The sequence below is a fragment of the Streptomyces sp. JH34 genome (assembly GCF_029428875.1).
Taxonomy (GTDB): Bacteria; Actinomycetota; Actinomycetes; order Streptomycetales; family Streptomycetaceae; genus Streptomyces.
The window spans coordinates 6,083,554-6,105,813 of sequence record NZ_JAJSOO010000001.1 but is presented as its reverse complement, the minus strand read 5'-3'; the positions used below and the strand labels follow the sequence as shown (position 1 = coordinate 6,105,813).

Sequence of the window (22,260 nt, the reverse complement as noted above, 5' to 3'; positions counted from 1 at the left end):
GGGGGCGGGGAGGCCCGTGGGCCGCTCACGCCAGGTAGGCGGGCGCGCTCACGGGCAGGATAAATCGGAATTCGGCGCCGCCGCCGGGTGCACGGTCGACCGTGATGGTCCCGCCGTGGGCCTCGACGATGCCCTTGACGATGTACAGGCCCAGGCCGGTGCCGCCGCGCTTGCTGCCCCGCCAGAAGCGGGTGAAGACGCGGCCCATCGACTCCTCGGGGATACCGGGACCTTCGTCGCTCACGGTGACTGCCGTTCCGCTCTCGTCGTTCTTCGCCGGTGCGGGCGCAGGGGCGATCTCGATGATGACGGTTCCCTCGCCGTGGCGCACCGCGTTTTCCAGGAGGTTGCCGAGCACCTGGTCGACCTTGTCCGGATCCGCCCACAGTGCGGGCAGCGGCTGCCGGGTGCGGACCAGGAAGCGGTCGGGGGCCTGGCCGGTCGCGACGAGCGCCTGGACGTGGCGCTCGACGGCGGCCGAGATGTCCACGGGCTGGCGGCGCAGCTCGAGGCGGCCGGAGTCGATCCTGGAAATGTCGAGCAGCTCGGCGATCAGCCGGGTGACGCGGTTGGCGTCGGCGTCGACGGTCTCCAGCATCAGGCGCTTCTGGTCGTCGGTGAAGCGTTCCCACTTGGCCAGGAGCGTGGCGGTGAAGCCCTTGACCGAGGTCAGCGGGGAGCGCAGCTCGTGGGCGACGGTGGCGATCAGCTCGGCGTGGCTGAGCTCGGTGCGGCGGCGTGCCTCGGTGCCGCGCAGGGACACGACGAGGCGCCTGAGGGGGCCGGTGGGGCTCTCACGGACGTACCGGGCGGAGACCAGGACCTCGCGGCCACCGGGGAGCAGCAGGTTGCGCTCCGGCTGGCCGACCCGGGTGGCGAGCCCGCCGTAGGGGTCGGTCAGCTCCCACCAGCGGCGGCCCTTGAGGTCCTCGAGGGGCAGTGCGCGGTCGATGGAGGTGCCGAGCGCGGACTCCCGGGACGTGGCGGTGATCCGGGCGGCTGCCGCGTTGAAGCAGATGACCTCGCCGCTCTCGTCGGCGACGACGAGACCGTCGGGCAGGTCGTCCGGGTCGATGCCCGTCGCGGGGTCCCCGGCGGCCCGGCTCACGCCGGCCTCGTCGGAGAGGGCGCGCACGGCGGCCGTGTGTGTCGCTCGCGGCCTGCTCATGCCGACAGCCATCTTCCCTTACCCCACCTCTCGAACCGGTGCAGTGGGCCCCCGAGTTCGTCACCCTACTAGGCGTCAGCAGCCGGGCGACACCCTCCGTGCGGGCACCGGCGGGGTCTGGCCCGTATCGATCGGTGGGGCGCCGCGGGGGATCAGTGCGCGCCGCGCGGCCGCTGGGCCCGTGCGGAGGCGTAGAGGCACACGGCGGCGGCGGTGGCGAGGTTGAGGCTCTCGGCCTTGCCGTGGATCGGGACACGGACCACGGCGTCGGCGAGGGCGCGCGTCTCCTCCGGGAGGCCCCACGCCTCGTTGCCGAACACCCAGGCGGTGGGCCCGCCCATGGTGCCGGCGTCGAGCTCGTCGTCGAGGTCGTCCTCGCCCGCGCCGTCGGCGGCCAGAATGCGCACCCCGGCGTCCCGGAGTCCCCGCACGGCCTCCTCCACGGGTACGCCCACGGCCACCGGCAGGTGGAAGAGCGAGCCGACGGAGGCCCGGACCGACTTGGGGTTGTAGAGGTCGACGGAGGCGTCGGTGAGCACGACCGCGTCCGCGCCGGCGGCGTCGGCGCAGCGCAGCACCGTGCCCGCGTTGCCCGGGTCGCGTACGTGGGCGAGGACGGCGACCAGGGTGGGCTTCGCGGCGAGGATCTCCTCGAAGGGCGAGTCCAGGAAGCGGCAGACGCCGATCAGGCCCTGGGGCGTGACGGTCTGCGAGACGTCGGCGAGCACGTCACCGTCCGCGAGGTGCACACGGGCGCCGGCGGCACGGGCGGCGTCGACGATGTCGGCGTACCGGTCGGCCGCCTCGACGGTGGCGAAGAGCTCGGTGAGGGTGGGCTCGCCGTCGCCGCCCCGGTGCGCGGCGGCCTCCCGCACGGCCTGCGGCCCCTCGGCGATGAACCTGCGCTCCTTGCCGCGGAAGTTACGCCTGGCCAGCCGGCGTGCGGCGGCGATTCGCGGCGATCGCGCGGAGATCAGTTCGGGGGTGCCCATGGTCGGCGGCGAGCCTCTCTGCGTAAGTCAGCTTCTCTGCGTACGTTTCTCCGCGTACGGCTGACTGCGTACGCGACACGTGGTGCAACGCACCGGACCCGCAGACGGCATGCGCCTGCGGGTCCGGCTCAAAGCGCTGGGACGCCTGGAAGTGCGGCCTGGATCAGGCGGCCTTCGGGGCGTTGACGTCGCTCGGGAGGGCCTTCTGGGCGACCTCGACGAGGGCGGCGAACGCGTTGGCGTCGTTGACCGCGAGCTCGGCCAGGATCTTGCGGTCCACCTCGATGTTGGCGGCCTTCAGACCCTGGATGAGGCGGTTGTACGTCATGCCGTTCTGGCGGGCGGCCGCGTTGATGCGCTGGATCCAGAGCTGACGGAAGTCGCCCTTGCGCTTCTTGCGGTCGTTGTAGTTGTAGACCAGGGAGTGGGTGACCTGCTCCTTGGCCTTGCGGTACAGGCGCGAACGCTGACCGCGGTAACCGCTGGCGGCCTCGAGGATCGCCCGGCGCTTCTTGTGGGCGTTTACTGCCCGCTTGACGCGTGCCACTTTTAACTCCTTGCAGCGGGGCCGGGTGGTCGGAAGTCAGACTCACCCGACCCGGAAACGAATAGGTCCCGGTCGGATCGAGGGCGCCTCCGGGGTCACCGGAGGCAGCGCCTCACTTGCCGAGAAGCTTCTTGATCTTCTTGGCGTCGGCCGGAGCCACGACGACCGTGCCGGTCAGCGAGCGGGTCTTCTTGGACGACTTGTGCTCGAGCAGGTGGCGCTTGCCGGCCTTCTCGCGCAGCACCTTGCCGGAGCCGGTGATCTTGAAGCGCTTGCTGGCACCGCTGTGCGTCTTGTTCTTCGGCATCGCGCCGTTATCTCCTCGTCAGTGGCGCCCCTCACGGTGCGGGCACCGGACTGCAGGGGCGTCAGATCTTTGGGTGGTTCCCGAGGGACCCGGGGGCGCCTGGATGGCTGCCCCCGGAGGTCACGCCTCGGAAGGTGTCTCGGCCGGAGCCTCGGCCGCTGCGGCCGGGGCCTCAGCGGTCTCACCCTCGGGCTCGGCGTCGGGGGTCGGTCCCTGACGCTCCGCCTTGCGGGCGGCCTGGGCCTCGCGGGCCTCGGCCATGGCTTCGGTCTTCTTCTTGTGCGGGCCCAGAACCATGATCATGTTCCGGCCGTCCTGCTTCGGGTTCGACTCGATGAAGCCGAGTTCCTCGACGTCCGAAGCGAGACGCTGGAGCAGTCGGAAGCCCAGCTCGGGGCGGGACTGCTCACGACCACGGAACATGATCGTGATCTTGACCTTGTCCCCCTGCTTGAGGAACCGGACGACGTGACCCTTCTTGGTGTCGTAGTCGTGCGGGTCGATCTTCGGCCGGAGCTTCATTTCCTTGATGACCGTGTGCGCCTGGTTCTTGCGCGCCTCACGGGCCTTCATGGCCGACTCGTACTTGAACTTCCCGTAGTCCATGAGCTTGCACACGGGGGGACGGGCTGTCGCCGCCACCTCGACCAGGTCGAGGTCGTACTCCTGTGCGAGCTCCAGGGCCTTGGCAAGCGGGACAATCCCGACCTGCTCGCCGCTGGGACCGACAAGTCGCACCTCGGGAACGCGAATCCGGTCGTTGATGCGGGGCTCGGCGCTGATGGATCCTCCTCGGTAGCACCACGCGACCGCCTGGCGGACAGCCGCGTAACGTCTCTTGATAAAGACCAACCGAGCCGGGAAACAAGAAATGCCCCGGACGGGACACAGGCGGGGCTCCTGGAAATACCGGAACACCGCCGCGTGCAACCGCGGGGCGCAATCGGGCGGCCCCATCGTCCGTACGGAACGATGGCTGCCACCTGACCGGTGACCCGCCGTCCCGGAGGACGGTCAGGTGGGAGATCGGAGCCTCCACTTGTGGGCCGGTCACATAGGTGTCCGGCCGGTCGTTACACAAGGTTAGCAGCTCCCCGGGGGTACGGCGAACCCGCTGCTTCGACGGCTCCCGCAGGAAGGACGGCGTCGACGGGGCCTTATCGTGTGGGGCATGAGCGACGCGACCACCCCCAGCACCGAGAACCCCGGCTTCGACGACATGGCCCGCGACATCGCGGAGGTTCCCGCGGTCGAGGTGATCGTGACCGTCGCCGTCAATCTGATGAGCGCGGCAGCCGTGAAGCTCGGCCTGACCGAGGAGGGCGAGCAGCACAAGGACCTGGACGAGGCCCGCAAGCTGGTCCACGCTCTGGCCGGACTGCTCGACGCGAGCGCGACCGAGATCAGCACGTTCCACGCCTCCCCGCTGCGTGACGGCCTGAAGTCGCTGCAGCTGGCGTTCCGTGAGGCCTCGCTCGTACCGGACGAGCCCGGCCATGGCCCGGGCGAGAAGTACACCGGCCCGGTCTACGGCTGATCCTCCGGCCGGGACCACGGCCCCGAGGAGCCCGCCGCCTGTCACAGGTGGCGGGCTCGCGTGCGTCAGCGGGTGAACAGGGGGGCGCCGGGAGCCTCGGCGTCGGCCGGCAGCAGCGCCAGGTCGATCCCGCGCACCAGCCGGGCGCGCAGCACCTCGCTGGCGGAGAGCGCGTCGGCGATCCGGCGGGCGGCCTCCGCGACCACGGCGTCCGGCGCGAGGACCAGTGCGAGGGTGCCGTCGGCCGTGCCGGGGCCGAGGTGGGCACGCAGCACCGCGGGCTCGGCGGCCACGGCCTCCCGCACCGCCCCGACGACGGCCGGGTCGTCGAGCGGGTCGGCGCTGGCGCGGTTCTCGGCCAGGGCCAGCAGCGCCGGTCCGGTCAGCTCGAAGGCGACGGGCCCGGCGAGGTCGAGCACCACCGTGTCCGCCTTCTCGTGTGCGGCGGCCTGCAGCGCCTGGTGCAGGGGTACGGCGACGGGGCGGGCCTGCGGGTCCCAGCGGGCCAGCGAGGCGGTGGAGGTGAAGGCGGGCAGAGCGCGCCGGTCGCCGGCCTGAAGCGTCGGCACCGCCATGTCGCTCGTCTTCTCGCGGCGCAGCCCGGCCCCCCGTCCCCCAGGAGCCTCGCTGTCCTCCTCGAGCTCGCCCAGCACGGCGACGACCGGCACGAGCAGCCGGGCGTCGCGCAGTGCCGCGAGGACGGGTCCGACGGCCGTCCGGTCCTCGGCCCAGGCGGCGAGGGCCGCCGTCAGTTCGGGCGAGGCGGTGCCGTCGTCGTCGGAGAAACCGGGGTCCGGGATGTTCTTGAGCGCCACACGACGAGCGTAGTGGACCGGTTCTCTCATCTCGGCGACAGGTCGGGCACAGGCTGCTGCCAGCCACGCTGCCTAGCGTCCGGGCCATGTCCCGTCACAGAACGCGCAGGCCCGCGCTGTCCGGCCTCGTGACCGCCGCCGTCGTGCTGCTGGCCGGTTCCACCGCGGGAGGTGCGTACATGGTGGGTCGTCCGCCGGATGACGCGGCCGCCTCGGTCGCCGCCGTATCCTCCGCGTCGAGCCCGCCGGCCGAGGCGGGCCGGAGCGAGGAGCCCGAGGTGGATCTCGACGCGGAGCTGGCCGACGCGCTGGCGCCCCTGGCGGACGGTGCCGACGTGTCGGTGGCCGTGCTGGACACGGAGAGCGGCGCGGGTGGCGCGTACGGGGACGAGGCGTACGACACCGCCAGTATCGTCAAGGTCGACATCCTGGCGGCCCTGCTGCTCCGGGCGCAGGACGAGAGCCGGGAGCTCAGCGGAGCGGAACACGCGTACGCGGAGGCCATGATCCGGCGCAGCGACAACACCTCGGCCACCGAGCTGCTGAAGGTGATCGGTGGGGAGGAAGGGCTCGACGCGGCCAACGAGCGGCTGGGGCTGACCACGACGAAGGCCGCCCACGCGTGGGGGCTCACCCAGACCACGGCCGCCGACCAGGTGCGGCTGATGGAGGCGGTGTCAGGGACCGGTTCGGCACTGTCGGAAGCCTCTCGCGCGTACCTGACGGGGCTGATGGGCCAGGTCGAGGCGGACCAGCGTTGGGGGGTGTCCGCCGCGGGCACCGGCGCCGTGCTGAAGAACGGCTGGATGCCCCGGACGACGACGGGGCTGTGGGACGTCAACAGCATCGGGCGGGTGGAGAGCGGCGGGCACACCGTGCTGGTGGCGGTGCTCTCGCGCGGTCATGCGACGAAGGAGGCGGGCATCGCTCTCGTGGAGTCCGTCGCGAAGGCGGCGGTGGGCGTGACCGAGGCCGGCTGGGACCGGACCGCTCAACGGTAGGGACCCGTGGGGAACGGGCTGTGCCCGGGGGCTGCGGTGTCCGCGCCGCCGGGCCGCCCGCCGTTGTCCCTGCCGCGCCACAGCACGACGGCCAGGGCGAGGAGTACGGCGCCGAGGCCGCCCGCGGAGGGTGCCAGCCACCCGGCGGGCTTCTCCTCCCCCTCCTCGGGGTCGGGGCCGGACCCGAAGTACCGCTTGTCGTGGCCCACTTCGGCGGCACGCGCGCCCAGGCCGTCGGGGCGCGGCTCCGCCCCTGCCGCTATCGCCGCGGCGGGGTCGACCAGGCCGTAGCCCCTGGCGTCGTCACGGCCGCCCTCGGGGGCGTTGCCGGCGGTGTCCGTGAGCAGGGTCTTGATCTGCGCGGGCGAGAGACCCGGGTGCGCGGCGCGTACGAGGGCGACAGCCCCGGAGACGTAGGCCGACGCGGCGGAGGTGCCCCACTCGATGTAGTAGTGCCCGTCGGGGTTGGCGACGACGATGTCGACGCCGGGCGCGCTGACGGTGGCGTACCAGCGCCGGGTGGAGAAGGCCGCGTGGGTGCCGTACTTGTCGACGGCGGCGGCGGCGATCACACCGGGGTAGGCGGCGGGGTAGGAGGCCCGGTCGCCCTTGTCGCCGCTGTTGCCGGCCGAGGCGACGACGGAGACGCCCTTGGCGAGCGCGTACTGCACGGCGGCGTCCTCACCGGGCTCCGGGTGGGCGGACTCGCTGTCGTCGCCCAGGGAGAGGTTGATGACGTCGGCGCCGTGGTCGGCCGCCCAGCGGATCCCGTCGGCCAGCGCCGTCCCGCGTGACTCACGGGCCTTGGAGCGAGACGGGTCACCGGATTCGAGGATCACCCGCACGGGCAGGATCTTCGCTTCCGGGGCGACGCCGAGCACGCCGTCGCCCTGTCCGGGGCCGTTCCCGCGGCCGGCGATGATGCCGGCCATCGCGGTGCCGTGCAGGGCCCAGGACCGGTCGCCGCGCTCGGCACCGAAGCCGACGAGGTCCTTGCCCGGGAGCACCTGGCCGTCGAGGTCGGGGTGTTCGCCGTCGACGCCGGTGTCCAGGACCGCGACCGTGATGCCCTTGCCCTTCGTCGTCTGCCAGGCCGCGCCGGTGTGGAGGGCGTCCAGGCCCCACTGCTGGTCGCGGATGGCGTCCGCGTGGGCGGGTGCGGTGGACAGCAGGACGAAGGCGGTGGCCGTGGTCACGGCGGCGAGCGCCCTGAACCGGCGGGGACGGGTCATTCCGGCTTCTCCGTGAGGTCGGTGACGGTCCTGCGCAGCGTGCGCTCCACCCGGTCGGCGAGGCCCTTCGCCTCGTGGCCGAGCCCGGCCTGGGCGACGGCCGTCGTGGCACCGGCGGCCATGGCCTCGGCCGCGGGCTGCGGTTCGGCGACCGTACGCCCGTCGGCGAAGCCGGAGACGGCGAACACGACGACGGGCACCTCGGTCAGGACGTGCACCGTCCAACTGGCGCGCTGCGGTTCGCCGAAGCCCGCGGCGACGGTACCCGCGGCCGGGTAGGTACGCGGCATCAGATCGGCCCGAGCGGCGAGGTGCTGGGTGGTGAACCGGGTGTCGAGGGCGCCCATCGCCTCGGTGTCGCCCTCGGTGAAGACCATGCCGACGGTCGTGACGCTGCTGCGTGTGGCGTCGGTGTAGGTGGCGCGCACGAGGCGTTCGCAGCCGACCGGCCGGAGCGTCCTGAGCAGCAGCGGGTCCAGCCCGGCCGCGCAGCCGGCGTCGCCGGCGACGGCGACCCTGGTCCATACGCGGTCGGTGGCTCCCGGTCCGGCGCCGTCGCCCTTGAGGGTGCGGGGGAAGAGGGTGTCGACGGGCACGTCGTGCCAGGCGGAGCGGCCCACGGTGTACGCGCTGTCGGCGCCCGGCTCGGCCGCGGAGTCCCCGGTGAGCCAGCTGCCGGTGACCGCGCCTCCGACGAGTCCGAGGCCGAGCACGGCGCAGGCGGCCGCCGCGACGGTCCTGGCGGGGTTCCTGGCCTTGACGGGGCGCAGCCGGGTGGTGGTCTCGGCGGGAGTCTCGGCGTACGGGTGGTGGGCGTACGGCGGGGGCGGGGCGGCGCCCGGGCGCGGGGTGAGGTCCACCGCGCCGACGGGCCTGCGCCTGGTGGCGGAGGGCGGTCCGGGGTGCCCGGCGGCCGGTGGCGGCGGGCCGTGGGGCGCGGGCGGTACGGGCCGGAGCCGGGTGGTCGTCTCCACCGGTGGCTCGGGCTTCCCGGGCGGAACCGGAGGGACGGTTCCTGAGGGAGGGGGCGCGGCGGCCGGGGCGCTCCCGGGTATGGGCGGCGGGCCGGCCGGCCGGGGCGGGACTGGAGCGCGTCGCGCTTCGGTACTCATCCGTCCCCCTGGTCCACGTCCCCGCACCGCCCACGGACCGCCGTCCGCGCACGGGTCCGCCGGTCGATCGTGTGACGGTCACTCTACGGGGTGGACCGGACCCCGTGGGAACAGGACGGAGGGTGCGGGACGATCTGCACCGAACGTCCCCTACCCAGTGGTACGGACGTCTGGCAAGCTGCGGCCATGACTGTCCGCACCGCTGACCGGAGCCGCTACGACCGGGCCACCGCCCACCTCGACGCGCCGGTGGCCGTCGTCGACCTGGAGGCGTTCGACGCCAACGCCGACGATCTGGTGCGCCGGGCGGGCGGGAAGCCCGTCCGCGTGGCGAGCAAGTCGGTGCGCTGCCGGGCGCTGCTGGAGCGGGTGCTCGCGCGTCCGGGTTTCGCCGGGGTCATGTCGTTCACCCTCGCGGAGTCGTTGTGGCTGGCCCGCGCCGGATTCGACGACGTCCTGCTGGCCTACCCGTCGGCCGACCGGTCCGCGTACGCGGAGCTGGCGGCCGACCCGAAACTGGCCGCCGCGGTGACCGTGATGGTGGACGACCACGCGCAGCTGGAGTTCATCGACGCGGCGCGGGCCGGCGGTACCGAGGAGATCCGGGTCTGTCTGGAGCTGGACACCTCGCTGCGGCTGCTCGGCGGCCGGGTCAGGATCGGCGCGCTGCGCTCCCCGCTCCGCTCCCCCGCGCAACTGGCCGAGGTGGCCCGCTCGGTGGAGCGCAGGCCGGGTTTCCGGCTGGTGGGACTGATGGCGTACGAGGGACACGTCGCCGGTGTGGGCGACTCGGTGGCCGGGCGCCCGTTCAGGTCCGGCGCGGTCCGGCTGATGCAGGCGGCGGCCCGCAGGGAGCTGGCGGTCCGGCGCGCGGAGGTGGTGCGGGCGGTCCGCGCCGTGGCGCCCGGCCTGGAGTTCGTGAACGGGGGCGGCACCGGCAGCGTGCAGCACACCGCCGCCGAGTCCGCGGTGACGGAGATCGCTGCGGGGTCCGGGCTCTACGTGCCGAGGCTGTTCGACAACTACACCTCGTTCACGGGGCGTCCGGCGGCGCTCTTCGCCCAGCCCGTGGTGCGGCGGCCGGGCGTGGGTGTGGTGACCGTGCTCGGCGGGGGGTATCCGGCGTCCGGGGCGGCGGGCGCGGACCGTCTGCCGGTGCCGTATCTGCCCGAGGGACTGCGCTACGACCCGCAGGAGGGCCCGGGCGAGGTCCAGACGCCGCTGCTGGGCTCTCCGGCGGACGATCTGCTGATCGGGGACAAGGTGTGGTTCCGGCACGCCAAGGCCGGGGAGCTCTGCGAACGCTTCGACGAGCTGCGGCTGATCGAGGGTGACCGGGTCACCGCCACCGTTCCGACGTACCGCGGTGAGGGCCGCACCTTCCTCTAGGCCCGCGGTCGAACGGGTGCGGCCGGTCCGGGCCGTCCCGTCCCACCGGCGCCCGGCCGCCCGGCCGCCCGGCACGTCCAGGTCGGGATACCGGGCGGCGGCACGGCGGCCGTCCCCTCAGTCCATGGATCCTCGGTCGAGCGGGGTCACGTAGGCGCCCGAGATCCCGCCGTCGACGAGGAAGTCGGTGGCGTTGACGAACGAGGAGTCGTCGCTCGCCAGGAAGGCGACCGCCGCCGCGATCTCCGTCGCCTCGGCGAACCGGCCGAGGGGGATGTGCACGAGCCTGCGGGCGGCACGCTCCGGGTCCTTCGCGAACAGCTCCTGGAGCAGGGGGGTGTTGACCGGCCCGGGGCACAGTGCGTTGACCCGGATCCCCTCGCGGGCGAACTGCACCCCGAGTTCGCGGGAGAGGGCGAGGACGCCGCCCTTGGAGGCGGTGTACGAGATCTGGGAGGTGGCGGCGCCCATCCGGGCCACGAAGGAGGCGGTGTTGATGATCGAACCGCGGCCCTGGCGGCGCATGTAGGGGAGGGCGGCCTTGCAACAGAGGTAGACGGAGGTGAGGTTGACGTCCTGGACGCGCTTCCAGGCCTCCAGCCCGGTCGTGAGGATGGAGTCGTCCTCGGGCGGCGAGATTCCGGCGTTGTTGAAGGCGATGTCGACGGAGCCGTAGGTGTCGTGCGCCGCGGCGAAGAGGGCCTCGACCTGGTCGGGGTCGGTGACGTCGACGCGTACGAAGGTGCCGCCGGCCTCGTCGGCGGCGGCCCTGCCCGCGGTCTCGTCGATGTCGCCGCAGACGACGTGGGCTCCCTCGGACGCCAGCCGGCGGGCGGTGGCGAGTCCGATGCCGCTGCCCGCCCCGGTGATGACGGCGGTGCGGCCGGTCAGACGGCGGCAGATGTTCCCGGATTCGTCGGTCATGTGTGCTCAGGCCTCCGTGCCGATGAAGACGTTCTTGGTCTCGGTGAAGGCCGCGAGGGCGTCGGGCCCCAGTTCACGGCCGAGTCCGGACTGTTTGTACCCGCCGAACGGGGTCCAGTAGCGGACGGCGGAGTGGGAGTTGACCGAGAGGTTCCCGGCGCGGACCGCCCGGGAGACCCGCAGGGCACGCCCCACGTCGCGGGTCCAGACCGAACCGGCCAGCCCGTGGTCGGTGGCGTCGGCCAGCCGGACGGCGTCGTCCTCGTCCTCGAAGGGCAGGACGACGGCGACGGGGCCGAAGATCTCCTCGGTGGCGACGGGGGCGTCGGGGGCGATCCCGGTGAGGACGGTCGGGGGGAACCAGAAGCCGGGGCCGGTGGGCGCGCCGCCCCGGATGCCGTCGGCGCCCTCCGGGACGAAGCCGCGGACGCGTTCCAGCTGGGCCAGGGAGATGAGCGGCCCCATCTGGGTCTTCTCGTCGGAGGGGTCCCCCACGACGACGGAGGCGACGGCCGGGACGAGGAGCTCGAGGAAGCGGTCGTACACGGACCGCTGGACCAGGATGCGGGTGCGGGCGCAGCAGTCCTGGCCGGCGTTGTCCAGGAAGGACATCGGCGCGGCGGCCGCGGCGGTCTCGATGTCGGCGTCGGCGAAGACGATGTTGGGGCTCTTGCCGCCGAGTTCGAGGGTCAGCCGTTTCACCCGGTCCGCGCACCCGGCCATGATCTCCTTGCCGACGCGGGTGGAGCCGGTGAAGACGATCTTGGCCACGCCTGGGTGTTCGACCAGGGCCCGGCCCGTCACGTCGCCCGCGCCGGGCAGCACCTGGAGGAGGTGTTCGGGCAGGCCGGCCTCCAGGGCGAGCCGGGCCAGGTACTGGGCGGTGAGCGGGGTGGTCTCGGCCGGTTTCAGGAGGACGGCGTTGCCCGCGGCGAGGGCGGGGGCGACGCCCCATGCGGCGACCGGCATGGGGAAGTTCCACGGGGCGATCACTCCGACGACGCCCAGCGGGTCGAGGAACGTGATGTCGATCCCGCCCGGTACCGGGATCTGGCGGCCCGTCAGGCGTTCCACTCCCCCGGCCGCGTAGTCCAGGAGGTCCCGGACGTTGGCCGCCTCCCAGCGGGCGTTGCCCAGGGTGTGTCCCGCTTCGGTGACCTCCAGCCGGGCCAGCCGTTCCACGTGTTCGTCGACGAGGACGGCGAAGCGGCGCAGCAGCCGGGCGCGGTCGGCGGGTGCCAGGGCGGCCCAGGTGCGCTGGGCCGCCGCGGCCCGGGTGACGGCGGTGGACACCTCGGCGGCGGAGGTGGCGGGGACGGTGGCGACGAGCTCCTCGGTCGCCGGGTTCAGTACGCGGTGCTCGTGGATCACGGGGTTCCTCACAGGCGTTCGAAGGAGCGGCGGAGCTCCCAGTCGGTCACCGCTGCGTCGAAGGCCTCCAGCTCGACGCGTGCCATGTTGCGGTAGTGCGCGACGACGTCGTCGCCGAAGGCGTCCCGGGCCGCCTCGCTGTCCTCCCAGAGGGCGGCGGCTTCGCGGAGCGAGGTGGGGACCTGGTCGTATCCGGCGGTGTAGGCGTTGCCCTCGCAGGCGTCGGGGAGCTCCAGTCCGTGCTCGATGCCGTGCAGTCCGGCGGCGACGAGGCCGGCGACCGCGAGGTAGGGGTTGACGTCCCCACCGGGCAGCCGGTTCTCGAAGCGCATCGAGCGCCCGTGTCCGACGACGCGCAGGGCGCAGGTGCGGTTGTCGTGGCCCCAGGCGACGGCGGTGGGGGCGAAGGAGCCGGGCTGGAAGCGCTTGTAGGAGTTGATGTTCGGGGCGTACAGCAGGGAGAAGTCGCGCAGGGCGGCGAGCTGGCCCGCGAGGAAGTGCCGCATCACCGGGGACATGGCGCCGTCCTCGCCCGCCATGACGCTGTGCCCGTCGGCGTCCTGGAGCGAGAGGTGGATGTGGCAGGAGTTGCCCTCGCGCTCGTTGAACTTGGCCATGAAGGTCAGCGCGACGCCCTCCTGGGCGGCGATCTCCTTGGAGCCGGTCTTGTAGACGGCGTGCTGGTCGCAGGTGACGAGCGCCTCGTCGTAGCGGAAGACGATCTCGTGCTGGCCGGGGTTGCACTCGCCCTTGGCGGACTCGACGGTGAGCCCGGCGGCCGCCATCTGGTTGCGGATGCGGCGCAGCAGCGGTTCGACGCGGCCGGTGCCGAGGACCGAGTAGTCGATGTTGTACCGGTTGGCCGGGGTGAGGCCGCGGTAGCCGCGGTCCCAGGCCTGCTCGTAGGTGTCGTTGAAGACGATGAACTCGAGTTCCGTGCCGACGTGGGCGGTCAGCCCGTGTGCGGCGAGCCGTTCCAGCTGCCGCCGGAGGATCTGGCGGGGCGCGGCGGCGACCGGGGAGCCGTCGTCCCAGGACAGGTCGGCCATGACCAGGGCGGTCCCCTCGTGCCAGGGGATCAGGCGCAGGGTCGTGAGGTCGGGGCGCATCGCGAAGTCCCCGTAGCCGTTGGACCAGGAGGACATCGCGAACCCGTCGACGGTGTTCATGTCCGTGTCGACGGCCAGCAGGTAGTTGCAGCCCTCCGTGCCGTGCTCCAGCACCTCGTCGAGGAAGAAGGAGGCCGCGAACCGCTTGCCCTGGAGCCTGCCCTGCATGTCGGGGAAGGCCAGGACCACGGTGTCGATCTCACCGCGCTCCACGAGCACGCGCAGCTCGTCGGTCCCCAGCGGGGGTGTTCGGTCTGCCACGGGATGCTCCTCGTTCGGTCAGCCGGTCTAAGGTATGGGATAGAACCATTGAGGGGAAGGAAATCAGGACGTGGCGGACGGGACCGGGGAACCCGCGGACTCCGGCCGGCTGCTGCCCGCGTTGCGGCCGGTCCGCGCGGGCAACGGCTTCGAGGAGGCGCTGGAACAGATCCTCCAGGTGGTCCGGCTCGGCCTGGTGCCCGGCGGCGGGCGGCTGCCGGCCGAGCGGGAGCTGGCCGGGATCCTCGGGATCAGCCGCGTCACCCTGCGCGAGGTGCTGAAGGTGCTCCAGGACCAGGGGCTGATCGAGGCGCGCCGCGGCCGGTACGGCGGGACGTTCGTACTCCCCCGCGCCGGCCCGGCCGACGGCGGCGAGCTGCGCCGCCGGGTGGCGGACGTCGACCTCGAGGACGTCCTGCTGTTCCGCGAGGTCCTGGATTCGGGGGCGGCCGGGCTCTGCGCGTCGCGCGGCCTCGACGACGAGGGGGCGGAGCGGCTTCGCGGTGCTCTGGCGGCGACACACGAGGCACCTCTGCCCGACTACCGCAGGATCGACACCCTTTTCCACCTGACGCTCGCGGAGCTCTCCGGCTCCCCGTCCCTCTCCGCCCGGTACGCGGCCGTGCGGGCGAGCGTCAACGGCCTCCTGGACTGCATCCCGCTGCTGGTCCGGAACCTCGAACATTCGCAGCACCAGCACACGGTTCTCGTCGAGGCGGTGCTCGACGGCGACGAGGAGGCGGCGCGGGCGGCGATGCGTGAGCACTGCGCGGGGACGGCCGCACTGCTCCGTGGCTTCCTGGCTTGATCCAGCCTTTCCGGATCACTCCTCTTGCGCGGCGGCCCGGTACGAACAAAGGTATATCGCAACACCATTGCACCGGGTCGGCCCCTAGGCCGGCCGCCGGAGGGACCGCACCATGCACGAACCGCTCATCGGCGTCACGACCTATCTGGAGCCGGCGGCTCGCTGGGGCGTCTGGGAACTCCCCGCGGCGGTGCTCCCCTACGCCTACCCCCAGCTGGTCCAGCGGTCCGGCGGAACGGCCGCGCTGCTGCCGCCGGACGACCCGTCGAAGGCGGCGGCGGTCGTGGCACGGATGGACGGCCTCGTGATCGCGGGCGGGGCGGATGTCGACCCCGGACTGTACGGCGCGGAGCGCGACTTCAGGACGGGCCCGCCCGCACACGAACGCGACACCTGGGAAGTGGCCCTGTTCCGCGCGGCCAGGGCGGCCGGCACCCCGGTGCTCGGGATCTGCCGCGGCATGCAGCTGCTCAACGTGGCGATGGGCGGCACCCTGACCCAGCATCTGGACGGCCACGCGGGCCCGTTCGGGAAGACCGGCGTCCTCGGCGAGCACACGGTGAAGCCGGTCCCGGGGACGCTGTACGCCTCACTCGTGGCGGAGGAGACGTCCGTACCCACCTACCACCACCAGGCCGTGGAGCGGCTCGCGCCGGGGCTGGTGGCCTCCGCGCACGCTGCGGACGGCACCGTGGAGGCGATCGAGCTGCCGGGGGCGCAGTGGCTGCTCGGGGTGCAGTGGCACCCGGAGATGGGTGACGACCTCCGCATCATGCGGGCCCTGGTGGCCGCGGCCCGGCGCGGGGCGGCCGTCACGTCGGTGTGAGGCCGACGGTCGTACGGCGTCCGCCGGACGTCAGTCCCCCGCCTCACGGGCGGTCAGCGAGAGCAGGTCCCGGGCGGGCCCCGTGGGGCGGTGACCGGCGGGCCACACCGCGCGCAGCTGACGGCGCAGCCGGACGCCCACGACCGCGACCTTGACCAGACGCCGCGCCGAGAGCTCCTCGCCCAGGGCCAGTTCGCTCAGCACGCAGGGGCCGGCACCGCTCTCGGCGGCCCCCTTCACCGCGGTGGTGGAGGAGAGTTCGAGCAGCGGGCGCGCCAGTCCGCCGTGCACGGCGAGGGCGGCGTCCAGGACCTGCCGGGTGCCCGAACCGTGTTCACGGAGGATCAGCGGGGCCTCGGCGAGTTCCCCGGGGGTCAGACGGTCCCGGCGCGCCCACGGGTGGGAGGGGGCGACCACGACGACGAGCCGGTCGTGCGCGATGACGGTGCCGTCCAGCCCTTCCGGTATCGCGAGGCCTTCGACGAAGCCCAGATCCGCCTCACCGGCCAGCAGTCGCAGGGCGACCGCCGCCGAGTTGCCCGCGAGCAGGGAGACCGCGGTGCCCGGGCGCTGGGACCGCAGCGCGATCAGCCAGCCCGGCAGCAGGTACTCCGCGATGGTCATGCTCGCCGCCACCCGCAGGCGGGAGTCACGCCGGTCCCTGAGCGCCTGGGCACCCGCGTCGAACGCCTCGGCCGCCTCGACGACCCGGCGCGACCAGTCGGTGACGAGGGCGCCCGCGTCCGTCAGCCGCGATCCGCGCGGCGAGCGGTCCAGGAGCGCGACGCCGAGCTGCCGCTCCATCGACCGGATGCGGGCGGAGGCGGCGGGCTGGCTGATGCCGACCTCCCGCGCCGCGCCGCCCAGGCTCCCGTGCCGGGCCACCGCGAGCAGCAGCACCATGGCTCCCAGGTCGGGGACGCGGTGGCGCAGGGAGGCGGGCGGAGGCCCGGAGCTGGACATAACCCCAGCCTATGACCTCATAGCTCCGCGCTCCCTGGTGGGCGACGGCCCGCCCGCCGAGAATCGTGGCATGGCCATCTTTCTGCGGACCCGGACCGGGACCCCCGCGTCCCGTACCCTCGCCCTCCGGCTCCCGTCCCTGCGGCATATCGGCCCCAACTGGTACGCGACGGTCATGGGCACGGCGATCGTGGCCACGGCCGGTGCGGCGTTGCCGGTCGACGTACCGGGGCTGCGGGCCGGCTGCGTCGTGGTGTGGGCCCTGTCGGCGGTTCTGCTGGCCGTCGTCCTGGCGGCGCGCGCCGGGCACTGGATCCTCCACCGCGACCAGGCCCGCGCCCATCTGCTGGATCCGGCCGTGGCCCCGTTCCACGGCTGCATGTCCATGGCGCTGCTGGCCGTGGGCGCGGGCACGCTGGTGGCCGGCCGCGACGTCATCGGACATCCGGCCGCGGTCGCGGTGGACGCGCTGCTGTTCACGGCGGGCACGGTCGCGGGCCTCGCGGCCGCCGTGGCGATCCCCTACCTGATGGTCGTACGCCACCGCCTCGCGCCGGGCACCGCGTCGCCGGTGTGGCTGCTGCCGCTGGTGGCGCCGATGGTCTCGGCCGCGGTCGGCCCGCTGCTGATCCCCGAGCTGGGGCCCGGCCAGGGGCGCGAGGCGCTCCTGCTCGCCTGTTACGCGATGTTCGGACTGTCGCTGCTGGCGACCCTGGTCGTCGTCCCGCTGGTCTTCGCACGGCTGGTCCACGAGGGCCCCCTGCCGCTCGCGCTGACCCCGACGCTGTTCCTGGTGCTCGGGCCGCTCGGCCAGTCCACGACCGCGGTCAACCAGTTGGCCGATGTCGCACCGGGCACGGTCTCCGCGCCGTACGCCTCGGCCTTCGGCGCCTTCGCGGTGCTGTACGGGGTGCCGGTGATGGGGTTCGCCCTGCTGTGGCTGGCCCTCTCCGCCGCGATGGTGGTCCGCGCGATGCGCGGGGGCATGCGGTTCACGATGACGTGGTGGGGATTCACCTTCCCGGTCGGTACGTGTGTCACCGGCGCGGCGGGGCTGGCCCGGCACACCGGACTGGACGCGTTCACCTGGCTGGCCGTGGCGCTCTACGCCCTGCTGGTGACCGCCTGGGGCTTCGCCGGCGTGCGGACGCTGGGCGGCCTGTTCAGCGGAACGCTGCTCGCAGCGCCCCGGCCTCTTCGGTCAGCGACGGCCGGCACCACGTGAGGTGACGCCCGTCGACGAGGACGGCGGGCAGCCCGGTGAAGGCCTCGGGCCCGTGCACCGGTCGGTGACGCCGACGAGCGGACCGGGGGCGGTTACGGCGACGGCCTCGGTGAGCGAGGGGAGAAGGGGAGGAGGGGAGGAGGGGACGACACGCACCGGGTCCCCCGCGTCAGCGGCGCGAGTCGTACGTCGCGTCGATGTGCTCGGCGACCGAGACGACCAGCAGCCGGGTATCCGGCACGGTCGCCCGCCACCGGTGCCGGACCCCGCCGGAGAGGAAGAGCGTGTCGCCCCTGCCCAGCCGGTGAGCCTGTCCTTCGGCCTCGACCTCGACCGCGCCCTCCACGACGTACATCACCTCGTCGTTGCGGTGCTGGAACTCGCGCCCGAGGTCCGGCTCGCCGATGAACTCCAGGGCGCTCAGCTGATGCCGTCCGCGCACCAGCCGGCGCACGCCGTCCTCGCCGTCCGCCCGCACGACGTCCACGGCGCGCGCCGAGTCCGCGGCGGCCCGCAGCCGCTCGGTCGTGGTCTCCAGCGCCTCCGCCACCCGGTCCAGGGACCGGGGGCTGGGTCTGGCCCGTTCGTTCTCGATCTGGCTGAGGAACGGTACGGACAGTCCGCTGCGCCCGGCCACCGCGGCCAGGGTGAGTCCGAGGGTCCTGCGGCGTCGGCGGACCGCGGCACCCACTCGAAGGGCTTCCTTGTCGTCCATGTCCGGCTCCCTCCCCGGTTCGCCATCCTCCCGGTTGCCAGCACCCTACGCATGTCGTTCGCGTGATGGAGGGGAAGCCGGCGGACGAGGACGGGCGGGACACCTTCGGGGACTCCCTCAGACCAGCCTGAAGGGGACGGCCCCGGTTCGCTACCGGGGCCGTCCCCTTCGTCGTCGGCCGGTCCGTGGACCGGGAGGGTCAGCTGACGGGCGCCAGCTTCGCGACCACGTCCGGGTTGGCGTCCATCCAGCGGCGGGCGGACTCCTTCTCCTTGCCGGCGCCACCCTTCTGGAGCTCCACCTCCAGCGAGGCCAGCTGCGCCTCGGTGAGCTTGAAGTCCTTCAGCCAGCCCGTCAGCTCGGGGAAGTCCTTGGCGAAGTCCTTCTTGGCGACCGTGTGGATCTGCTCGCCCTCGCCCCAGGCACCCTTCGGGTCCTCGAGCTTCTTCAGGTCGTGCTTGCCGTAGGCCCAGTGCGGCGACCACAGGGTCACCACGACCGGCTCCTTCTTCTTGATCGACCGGTTCAGCTCGGCCAGCATCGAGGAGGTGCTGGAGGAGACGACCTTGTACTCGCCCTCCAGGCCGTACTCCTTGAGCACCTTCTTGTTGAGGGTGCCCATCATCCCGGCACTCGACTCGATGCCGATGATCTTGCCGTCGAACTTCTTGCCCTGGCCCTTGAGGTCCTCGAGCGAGTCGATGCCCTTGACGTACGAGGGGACCGTCAGCTCCAGCGAGGTCGGGCCGTACCAGGAACCGAGGTCGGTGAGGTTGTCCTTGTACCGGTCCCAGTAGTCCTTGTGCGTCGTCGGCAGCCAGGAGTCGAACTGGACGTCGAGCTGACCCTGCGCGAGTCCGGTGTACAGCGGACCCGGGTCGAGCTGCTTGACCGTCGTCTTGTAACCCCGGTCCTCCAGCATGTTCTGCCAGAGGTAGGTGGAGGCGATGGCCTCGTCCCACGGGAAGTAACCCATGTTGACGGTCTTGCCCGCGTCCTTGCCCTGCTGCGAGCCGCCCGCGCCGCCCGGCACCGGGGCCAGCTTGTCGACGAGGTCCGGGTTCTTCTTCAGCCAGGCGCGGACGCCGTCCTGCTCCTTGCCCTGGCCCGCGTCCTGGATCTCGTTCTCGAGGCCGGTGAGCTGCTCCTCGGTGAGCTTGAAGTCCTTGAGCCACTTGGCGACGGCGGGGGCCTTCTTCGCGAAGCCCTTGTGGGCGACGGTGTGGACCTCTTCGCCCTTGCCCCAGGCACCCTTGGGGTCCTTGAGCTTCTTCAGGTCGTGCTTGCCGTAGGCCCAGTGCGGCGACCACAAGGTCACCACGACCGGCTCCTTCTTCTTGATGGAGGCGTTGAGCTCGGCCAGCATCGAGGAGGTGCTGGAGGAGACGACCTTGTACTCGCCCTCCAGGCCGTACTCCTTGAGCACCTTCTTGTTGAGGGTGCCCATCATCCCGGCGCTCGCCTCGATGCCGATGATCTTGCCGTCGAACTTCTTGCCCTGGCCCTTGAGGTCCTCGAGCGAGTCGATGCCCTTGACGTACGAGGGGACCGTCAGCTCCAGGGACGTCGGGCCGTACCAGGCGCCCATGTCGTCCAGCTGGTCGCTGTACTTGTCCCAGTAGTCCTTGTGCGTGGTGGGCAGCCAGGAGTCCGTCTGGAAGTCGATGTCACCGCGGGCGACACCGGAGTAGAGCGGACCGGCGTCGAGCTGCGTGATCCCGGTCTCGTAGCCGCGCTGCTCCAGGATCTCCTTCCACAGGTACGTGGAGGCGATGCCCTCGTCCCAGGGGATGTACCCCATGTTGATCTTCTGGCCCTGGCCGACGTTCGACGCGTCTGCCTGCGAGCCCTTCGAGTCGGCGGAGCCGGCGATGTTGAGGCCGCCCGCGACGAGCGCGAGGACGACGACACCGGTCATCGCGACGGCGGTTCCCGGCTTGTAGTGCGTGAACTTCAGCCGCCGCGCACCGGCGGCGACCTTGGCGGCGGCACGGCGGCCGAGCGGGGACACCCGCTCGTTGAGCGCGCCGGTCATCCGGTCCAGGTACATGGCCAGGATGACGACGGCGATCCCGCTCTCGGCGGCGAGGCCGACCTGGAGCTGGGTGATCGCGGCGTACACCTTCTCGCCGAGGCCGCCGGCGCCGGCCATGCCGCCGATGACGACCATCGACAGGGCCAGCATGATGACCTGGTTGATCCCGGCCATGATCGTCGGCAGGGCGAGCGGGAGCTGCACCCGGGTGAGCGTGTGCTTGGGCGAGGTACCGAAGGCCTCGGCGGCCTCCACCAGCTCGCTGTCGACCTGGCGGATGCCCAGCTCGGTCATACGGACGCCGGGCGGCATCGCGAAGACGATCGTGGCGATCACGCCGGGGGTGACGCCGACGCCGAAGAACATGACGCCGGGGATCAGGTAGACGAAGGCGGGCATCGTCTGCATGACGTCGAGCACCGGCCTCAGCGCGGAGCTGACCCGGCTGTTGCGCGCCGCCCAGATACCCGTGGGCACCGCGATCACGATGGTGATGACCGCTGCCACGACCACCAGCGAGAGGGTGGCCATCGCCTCGTCCCAGAGGGCGAGGGAGTCGATGAGCGCGAAGCCGGCGAAGGTGGCCACCGCGGGGATCACACCGCGCAGCCAGAAGGCGATGACGGCGAAGATGCCGGCCATCAGCAGCGGCTCGCCGCCGCCGAGCACGGCGTTGACGCCGTCGTACATGCCGCCGAGGACGGTCTTGATGAGGTCGAAGATCCAGGTGAGGTTCGACTGGAGCCAGTCGACCGCGTCCTCGACCCAGCTGCCGAAGGAGAGCCTAGGCACCGGCGATCACCTTCTTGACCTCGTCCCGGGGGGCCGGCACCTGGGTGTCGGCCTGGGGCTCCACCTGGGGTTCCTCGCCGAGCGCCGCGAGCAGCCTCTCGCGCGGGACGACGCCGATGACGTCGCCCTCCTCACCGGTGACGGCGACGGCCGCCCCGCTGGTGGAGAAGGGGGTGAAGAGCTCGGCTATGGGGGTCTCCGACGTCACGGTCGCCGGGGCCTCGGCCAGCAGGTCCTCGTCGGAGCGGCCCTTCGCGGGCGCTTCCATGATCGAACCCGCCGTGAGCACCCGGGAGCGGTCGACGTCCTGGATGAAGGACGCGACGTAGTCGTTGGACGGCCGGACGAGGATGTCCTCGGCGGTGCCCTGCTGGACGATCTCGCCGTCCCGCATCACGGCGATGCGGTCGCCGAGGCGCATGGCCTCGTTGAGGTCGTGGGTGATGAAGACGATCGTCTTCTTCAGACGCTTCTGCAGTTCGAGGAGCTGGTCCTGCATGTCGCGGCGGATCAGCGGGTCGAGCGCGCTGAAGGACTCGTCCATCAGCAGCAGGTCGGCGTCGGTGGCGAGCGCGCGGGCCAGGCCCACGCGCTGCTGCATGCCGCCGGACAGCTCGTCGGGCCAGGACTTCTCCCAGCCGGCGAGGCCGGTGAGTTCCAGCGCCTCGGCGGCCCGGGCCTCACGTGCCGCACGCGGGACTCCCTGGACCTCCAGGCCGTACGCCGCGTTCTCGAGCACGCTCCTGTGCGGGAAGAGCGCGAAGTGCTGGAAGACCATGCTGATCTTGGTGGAGCGGACGCTGCGCAGGTCACGGGGGCTCAGGGCGGTCAGGTCCTGACCGTCGAACAGCACGCGTCCGGCCGTGGGCTCCAGCAGCCCGTTGAGCATGCGCAGCAAGGTGGACTTACCGGATCCGGAGAGTCCCATGACGACGAAGATCTGGCCCGGTTCCACGGTGAACGAGGCGTCGATCACCGCTGCGGTCGTTCCGTCGGCGCGCAGCTCGTCGCGGTGGATGCCGCCCTCGAGCTTCTGCACGGCTTGATCGGGTCGTCTGCCGAACACTTTGTACAAGTGCTCAGCCTGCAGCCTTGACACATACACCTCACGCGTTGAACCGAAAACGGTCT

21 protein-coding genes are annotated in these 22,260 nt (G+C 72.3%); 6 read left to right on the top strand and 15 right to left on the bottom strand.

What is annotated here, in order from left to right:
• Positions 1-25 precede the first annotated feature (25 nt).
• From LWJ43_RS27435 to infC, 5 genes are all read right to left on the bottom strand, one after another.
• Positions 26-1,180: a sensor histidine kinase gene (locus tag LWJ43_RS27435; protein ID WP_277334865.1), complete on the bottom strand. Its 1,155-nt coding sequence runs from the start codon at positions 1,178-1,180 to the stop codon at positions 26-28.
• Positions 1,181-1,320: 140 nt separating this feature from the next.
• A complete protein-coding gene (locus tag LWJ43_RS27430; protein WP_277334864.1) occupies positions 1,321-2,160 on the bottom strand; it encodes a TrmH family RNA methyltransferase in 840 nt (279 codons plus the stop codon).
• Between the two features lie 163 nt (positions 2,161-2,323).
• On the bottom strand, positions 2,324-2,707 hold the full coding sequence (gene rplT, locus LWJ43_RS27425) for a 50S ribosomal protein L20 (RefSeq protein WP_003970214.1): 384 nt from the start codon (positions 2,705-2,707) through the stop codon (positions 2,324-2,326).
• 112 nt (positions 2,708-2,819) lie between these two features.
• The gene (gene rpmI / locus LWJ43_RS27420; RefSeq protein ID WP_030918579.1) at positions 2,820-3,014 is read right to left on the bottom strand and encodes a 50S ribosomal protein L35; all 195 of its coding nucleotides are present in this window, start codon (positions 3,012-3,014) and stop codon (positions 2,820-2,822) included.
• A gap of 120 nt (positions 3,015-3,134) precedes the next feature.
• Positions 3,135-3,857, bottom strand: a complete 723-nt coding sequence (infC, locus tag LWJ43_RS27415) for a translation initiation factor IF-3 (protein WP_277336011.1) — start codon at positions 3,855-3,857, stop codon at positions 3,135-3,137.
• A gap of 328 nt (positions 3,858-4,185) precedes the next feature.
• Here infC and LWJ43_RS27410 point away from each other — a divergent pair, with 328 nt between their 5' ends.
• Positions 4,186-4,551 carry a DUF1844 domain-containing protein gene (locus LWJ43_RS27410; RefSeq protein WP_277334863.1) on the top strand — a complete coding sequence of 122 codons (366 nt, stop codon included), beginning with the start codon at positions 4,186-4,188 and terminating at the stop codon, positions 4,549-4,551.
• Between the two features lie 65 nt (positions 4,552-4,616).
• Here the strand turns inward: LWJ43_RS27410 and LWJ43_RS27405 are convergent, their stop codons facing one another.
• A complete protein-coding gene (locus LWJ43_RS27405; RefSeq protein WP_277334862.1) occupies positions 4,617-5,366 on the bottom strand; it encodes an SseB family protein in 750 nt (249 codons plus the stop codon).
• Between the two features lie 86 nt (positions 5,367-5,452).
• Between LWJ43_RS27405 and LWJ43_RS27400 the strand changes: the two genes are divergently transcribed.
• Entirely contained in the window at positions 5,453-6,367 is a 915-nt protein-coding gene (locus LWJ43_RS27400; RefSeq protein ID WP_277334861.1) for a serine hydrolase, read from the top strand.
• Here LWJ43_RS27400 and mycP read toward each other — a convergent pair.
• Positions 6,358-7,599: a type VII secretion-associated serine protease mycosin gene (gene mycP, locus LWJ43_RS27395; protein ID WP_277334860.1), complete on the bottom strand. Its 1,242-nt coding sequence runs from the start codon at positions 7,597-7,599 to the stop codon at positions 6,358-6,360. The two genes, LWJ43_RS27400 and mycP, sit on opposite strands and share 10 nt — an antisense overlap.
• Positions 7,596-8,459, bottom strand: a complete 864-nt coding sequence (locus LWJ43_RS27390; protein WP_277336010.1) for a hypothetical protein — start codon at positions 8,457-8,459, stop codon at positions 7,596-7,598. The genes mycP and LWJ43_RS27390 overlap by 4 nt, the downstream gene beginning before the upstream one ends.
• Before the next feature lie 438 nt (positions 8,460-8,897).
• Between LWJ43_RS27390 and LWJ43_RS27385 the strand changes: the two genes are divergently transcribed.
• Complete coding sequence (locus LWJ43_RS27385; protein WP_277334859.1) at positions 8,898-10,100, top strand: amino acid deaminase/aldolase; 1,203 nt, start codon at positions 8,898-8,900, stop codon at positions 10,098-10,100.
• A 117-nt stretch (positions 10,101-10,217) separates the two neighbouring features.
• Here LWJ43_RS27385 and LWJ43_RS27380 read toward each other — a convergent pair whose 3' ends face one another.
• The 3 genes from LWJ43_RS27380 to LWJ43_RS27370 are packed head-to-tail and all read right to left on the bottom strand — an operon-like array spanning position 10,218 to position 13,765.
• The gene (locus LWJ43_RS27380) at positions 10,218-11,024 is read right to left on the bottom strand and encodes a 3-oxoacyl-ACP reductase (protein WP_277334858.1); all 807 of its coding nucleotides are present in this window, start codon (positions 11,022-11,024) and stop codon (positions 10,218-10,220) included.
• A gap of 6 nt (positions 11,025-11,030) precedes the next feature.
• Positions 11,031-12,395, bottom strand: coding sequence for an aldehyde dehydrogenase family protein (locus LWJ43_RS27375; protein WP_277334857.1), 1,365 nt, complete (start codon positions 12,393-12,395; stop codon positions 11,031-11,033).
• A gap of 8 nt (positions 12,396-12,403) precedes the next feature.
• Positions 12,404-13,765, bottom strand: a complete 1,362-nt coding sequence (locus tag LWJ43_RS27370) for a glutamine synthetase family protein (protein WP_277334856.1) — start codon at positions 13,763-13,765, stop codon at positions 12,404-12,406.
• Between the two features lie 70 nt (positions 13,766-13,835).
• Between LWJ43_RS27370 and LWJ43_RS27365 the strand changes: the two genes are divergently transcribed.
• The gene (locus tag LWJ43_RS27365) at positions 13,836-14,573 is read left to right on the top strand and encodes a FadR/GntR family transcriptional regulator (RefSeq protein WP_277334855.1); all 738 of its coding nucleotides are present in this window, start codon (positions 13,836-13,838) and stop codon (positions 14,571-14,573) included.
• A 112-nt stretch (positions 14,574-14,685) separates the two neighbouring features.
• On the top strand, positions 14,686-15,399 hold the full coding sequence (locus tag LWJ43_RS27360) for a gamma-glutamyl-gamma-aminobutyrate hydrolase family protein (RefSeq protein WP_277334854.1): 714 nt from the start codon (positions 14,686-14,688) through the stop codon (positions 15,397-15,399).
• A 30-nt stretch (positions 15,400-15,429) separates the two neighbouring features.
• Here LWJ43_RS27360 and LWJ43_RS27355 read toward each other — a convergent pair whose 3' ends face one another.
• Positions 15,430-16,362 carry a LysR family transcriptional regulator gene (locus LWJ43_RS27355; RefSeq protein ID WP_277334853.1) on the bottom strand — a complete coding sequence of 311 codons (933 nt, stop codon included), beginning with the start codon at positions 16,360-16,362 and terminating at the stop codon, positions 15,430-15,432.
• Between the two features lie 70 nt (positions 16,363-16,432).
• Between LWJ43_RS27355 and LWJ43_RS27350 the strand changes: the two genes are divergently transcribed.
• A complete protein-coding gene (locus LWJ43_RS27350) occupies positions 16,433-17,587 on the top strand; it encodes a TDT family transporter (RefSeq protein WP_277334852.1) in 1,155 nt (384 codons plus the stop codon).
• Between the two features lie 169 nt (positions 17,588-17,756).
• Here the strand turns inward: LWJ43_RS27350 and LWJ43_RS27345 are convergent, their stop codons facing one another.
• The 3 genes from LWJ43_RS27345 to LWJ43_RS27335 form a co-directional block, all read right to left on the bottom strand.
• Positions 17,757-18,302: a helix-turn-helix domain-containing protein gene (locus LWJ43_RS27345; protein ID WP_277334851.1), complete on the bottom strand. Its 546-nt coding sequence runs from the start codon at positions 18,300-18,302 to the stop codon at positions 17,757-17,759.
• A 199-nt stretch (positions 18,303-18,501) separates the two neighbouring features.
• Complete coding sequence (locus LWJ43_RS27340) at positions 18,502-21,129, bottom strand: ABC transporter permease/substrate binding protein (RefSeq protein ID WP_277334850.1); 2,628 nt, start codon at positions 21,127-21,129, stop codon at positions 18,502-18,504.
• Positions 21,122-22,228, bottom strand: coding sequence for a quaternary amine ABC transporter ATP-binding protein (locus tag LWJ43_RS27335; protein ID WP_277334849.1), 1,107 nt, complete (start codon positions 22,226-22,228; stop codon positions 21,122-21,124). The genes LWJ43_RS27340 and LWJ43_RS27335 overlap by 8 nt, the downstream gene beginning before the upstream one ends.
• Positions 22,229-22,260 lie beyond the last annotated feature (32 nt).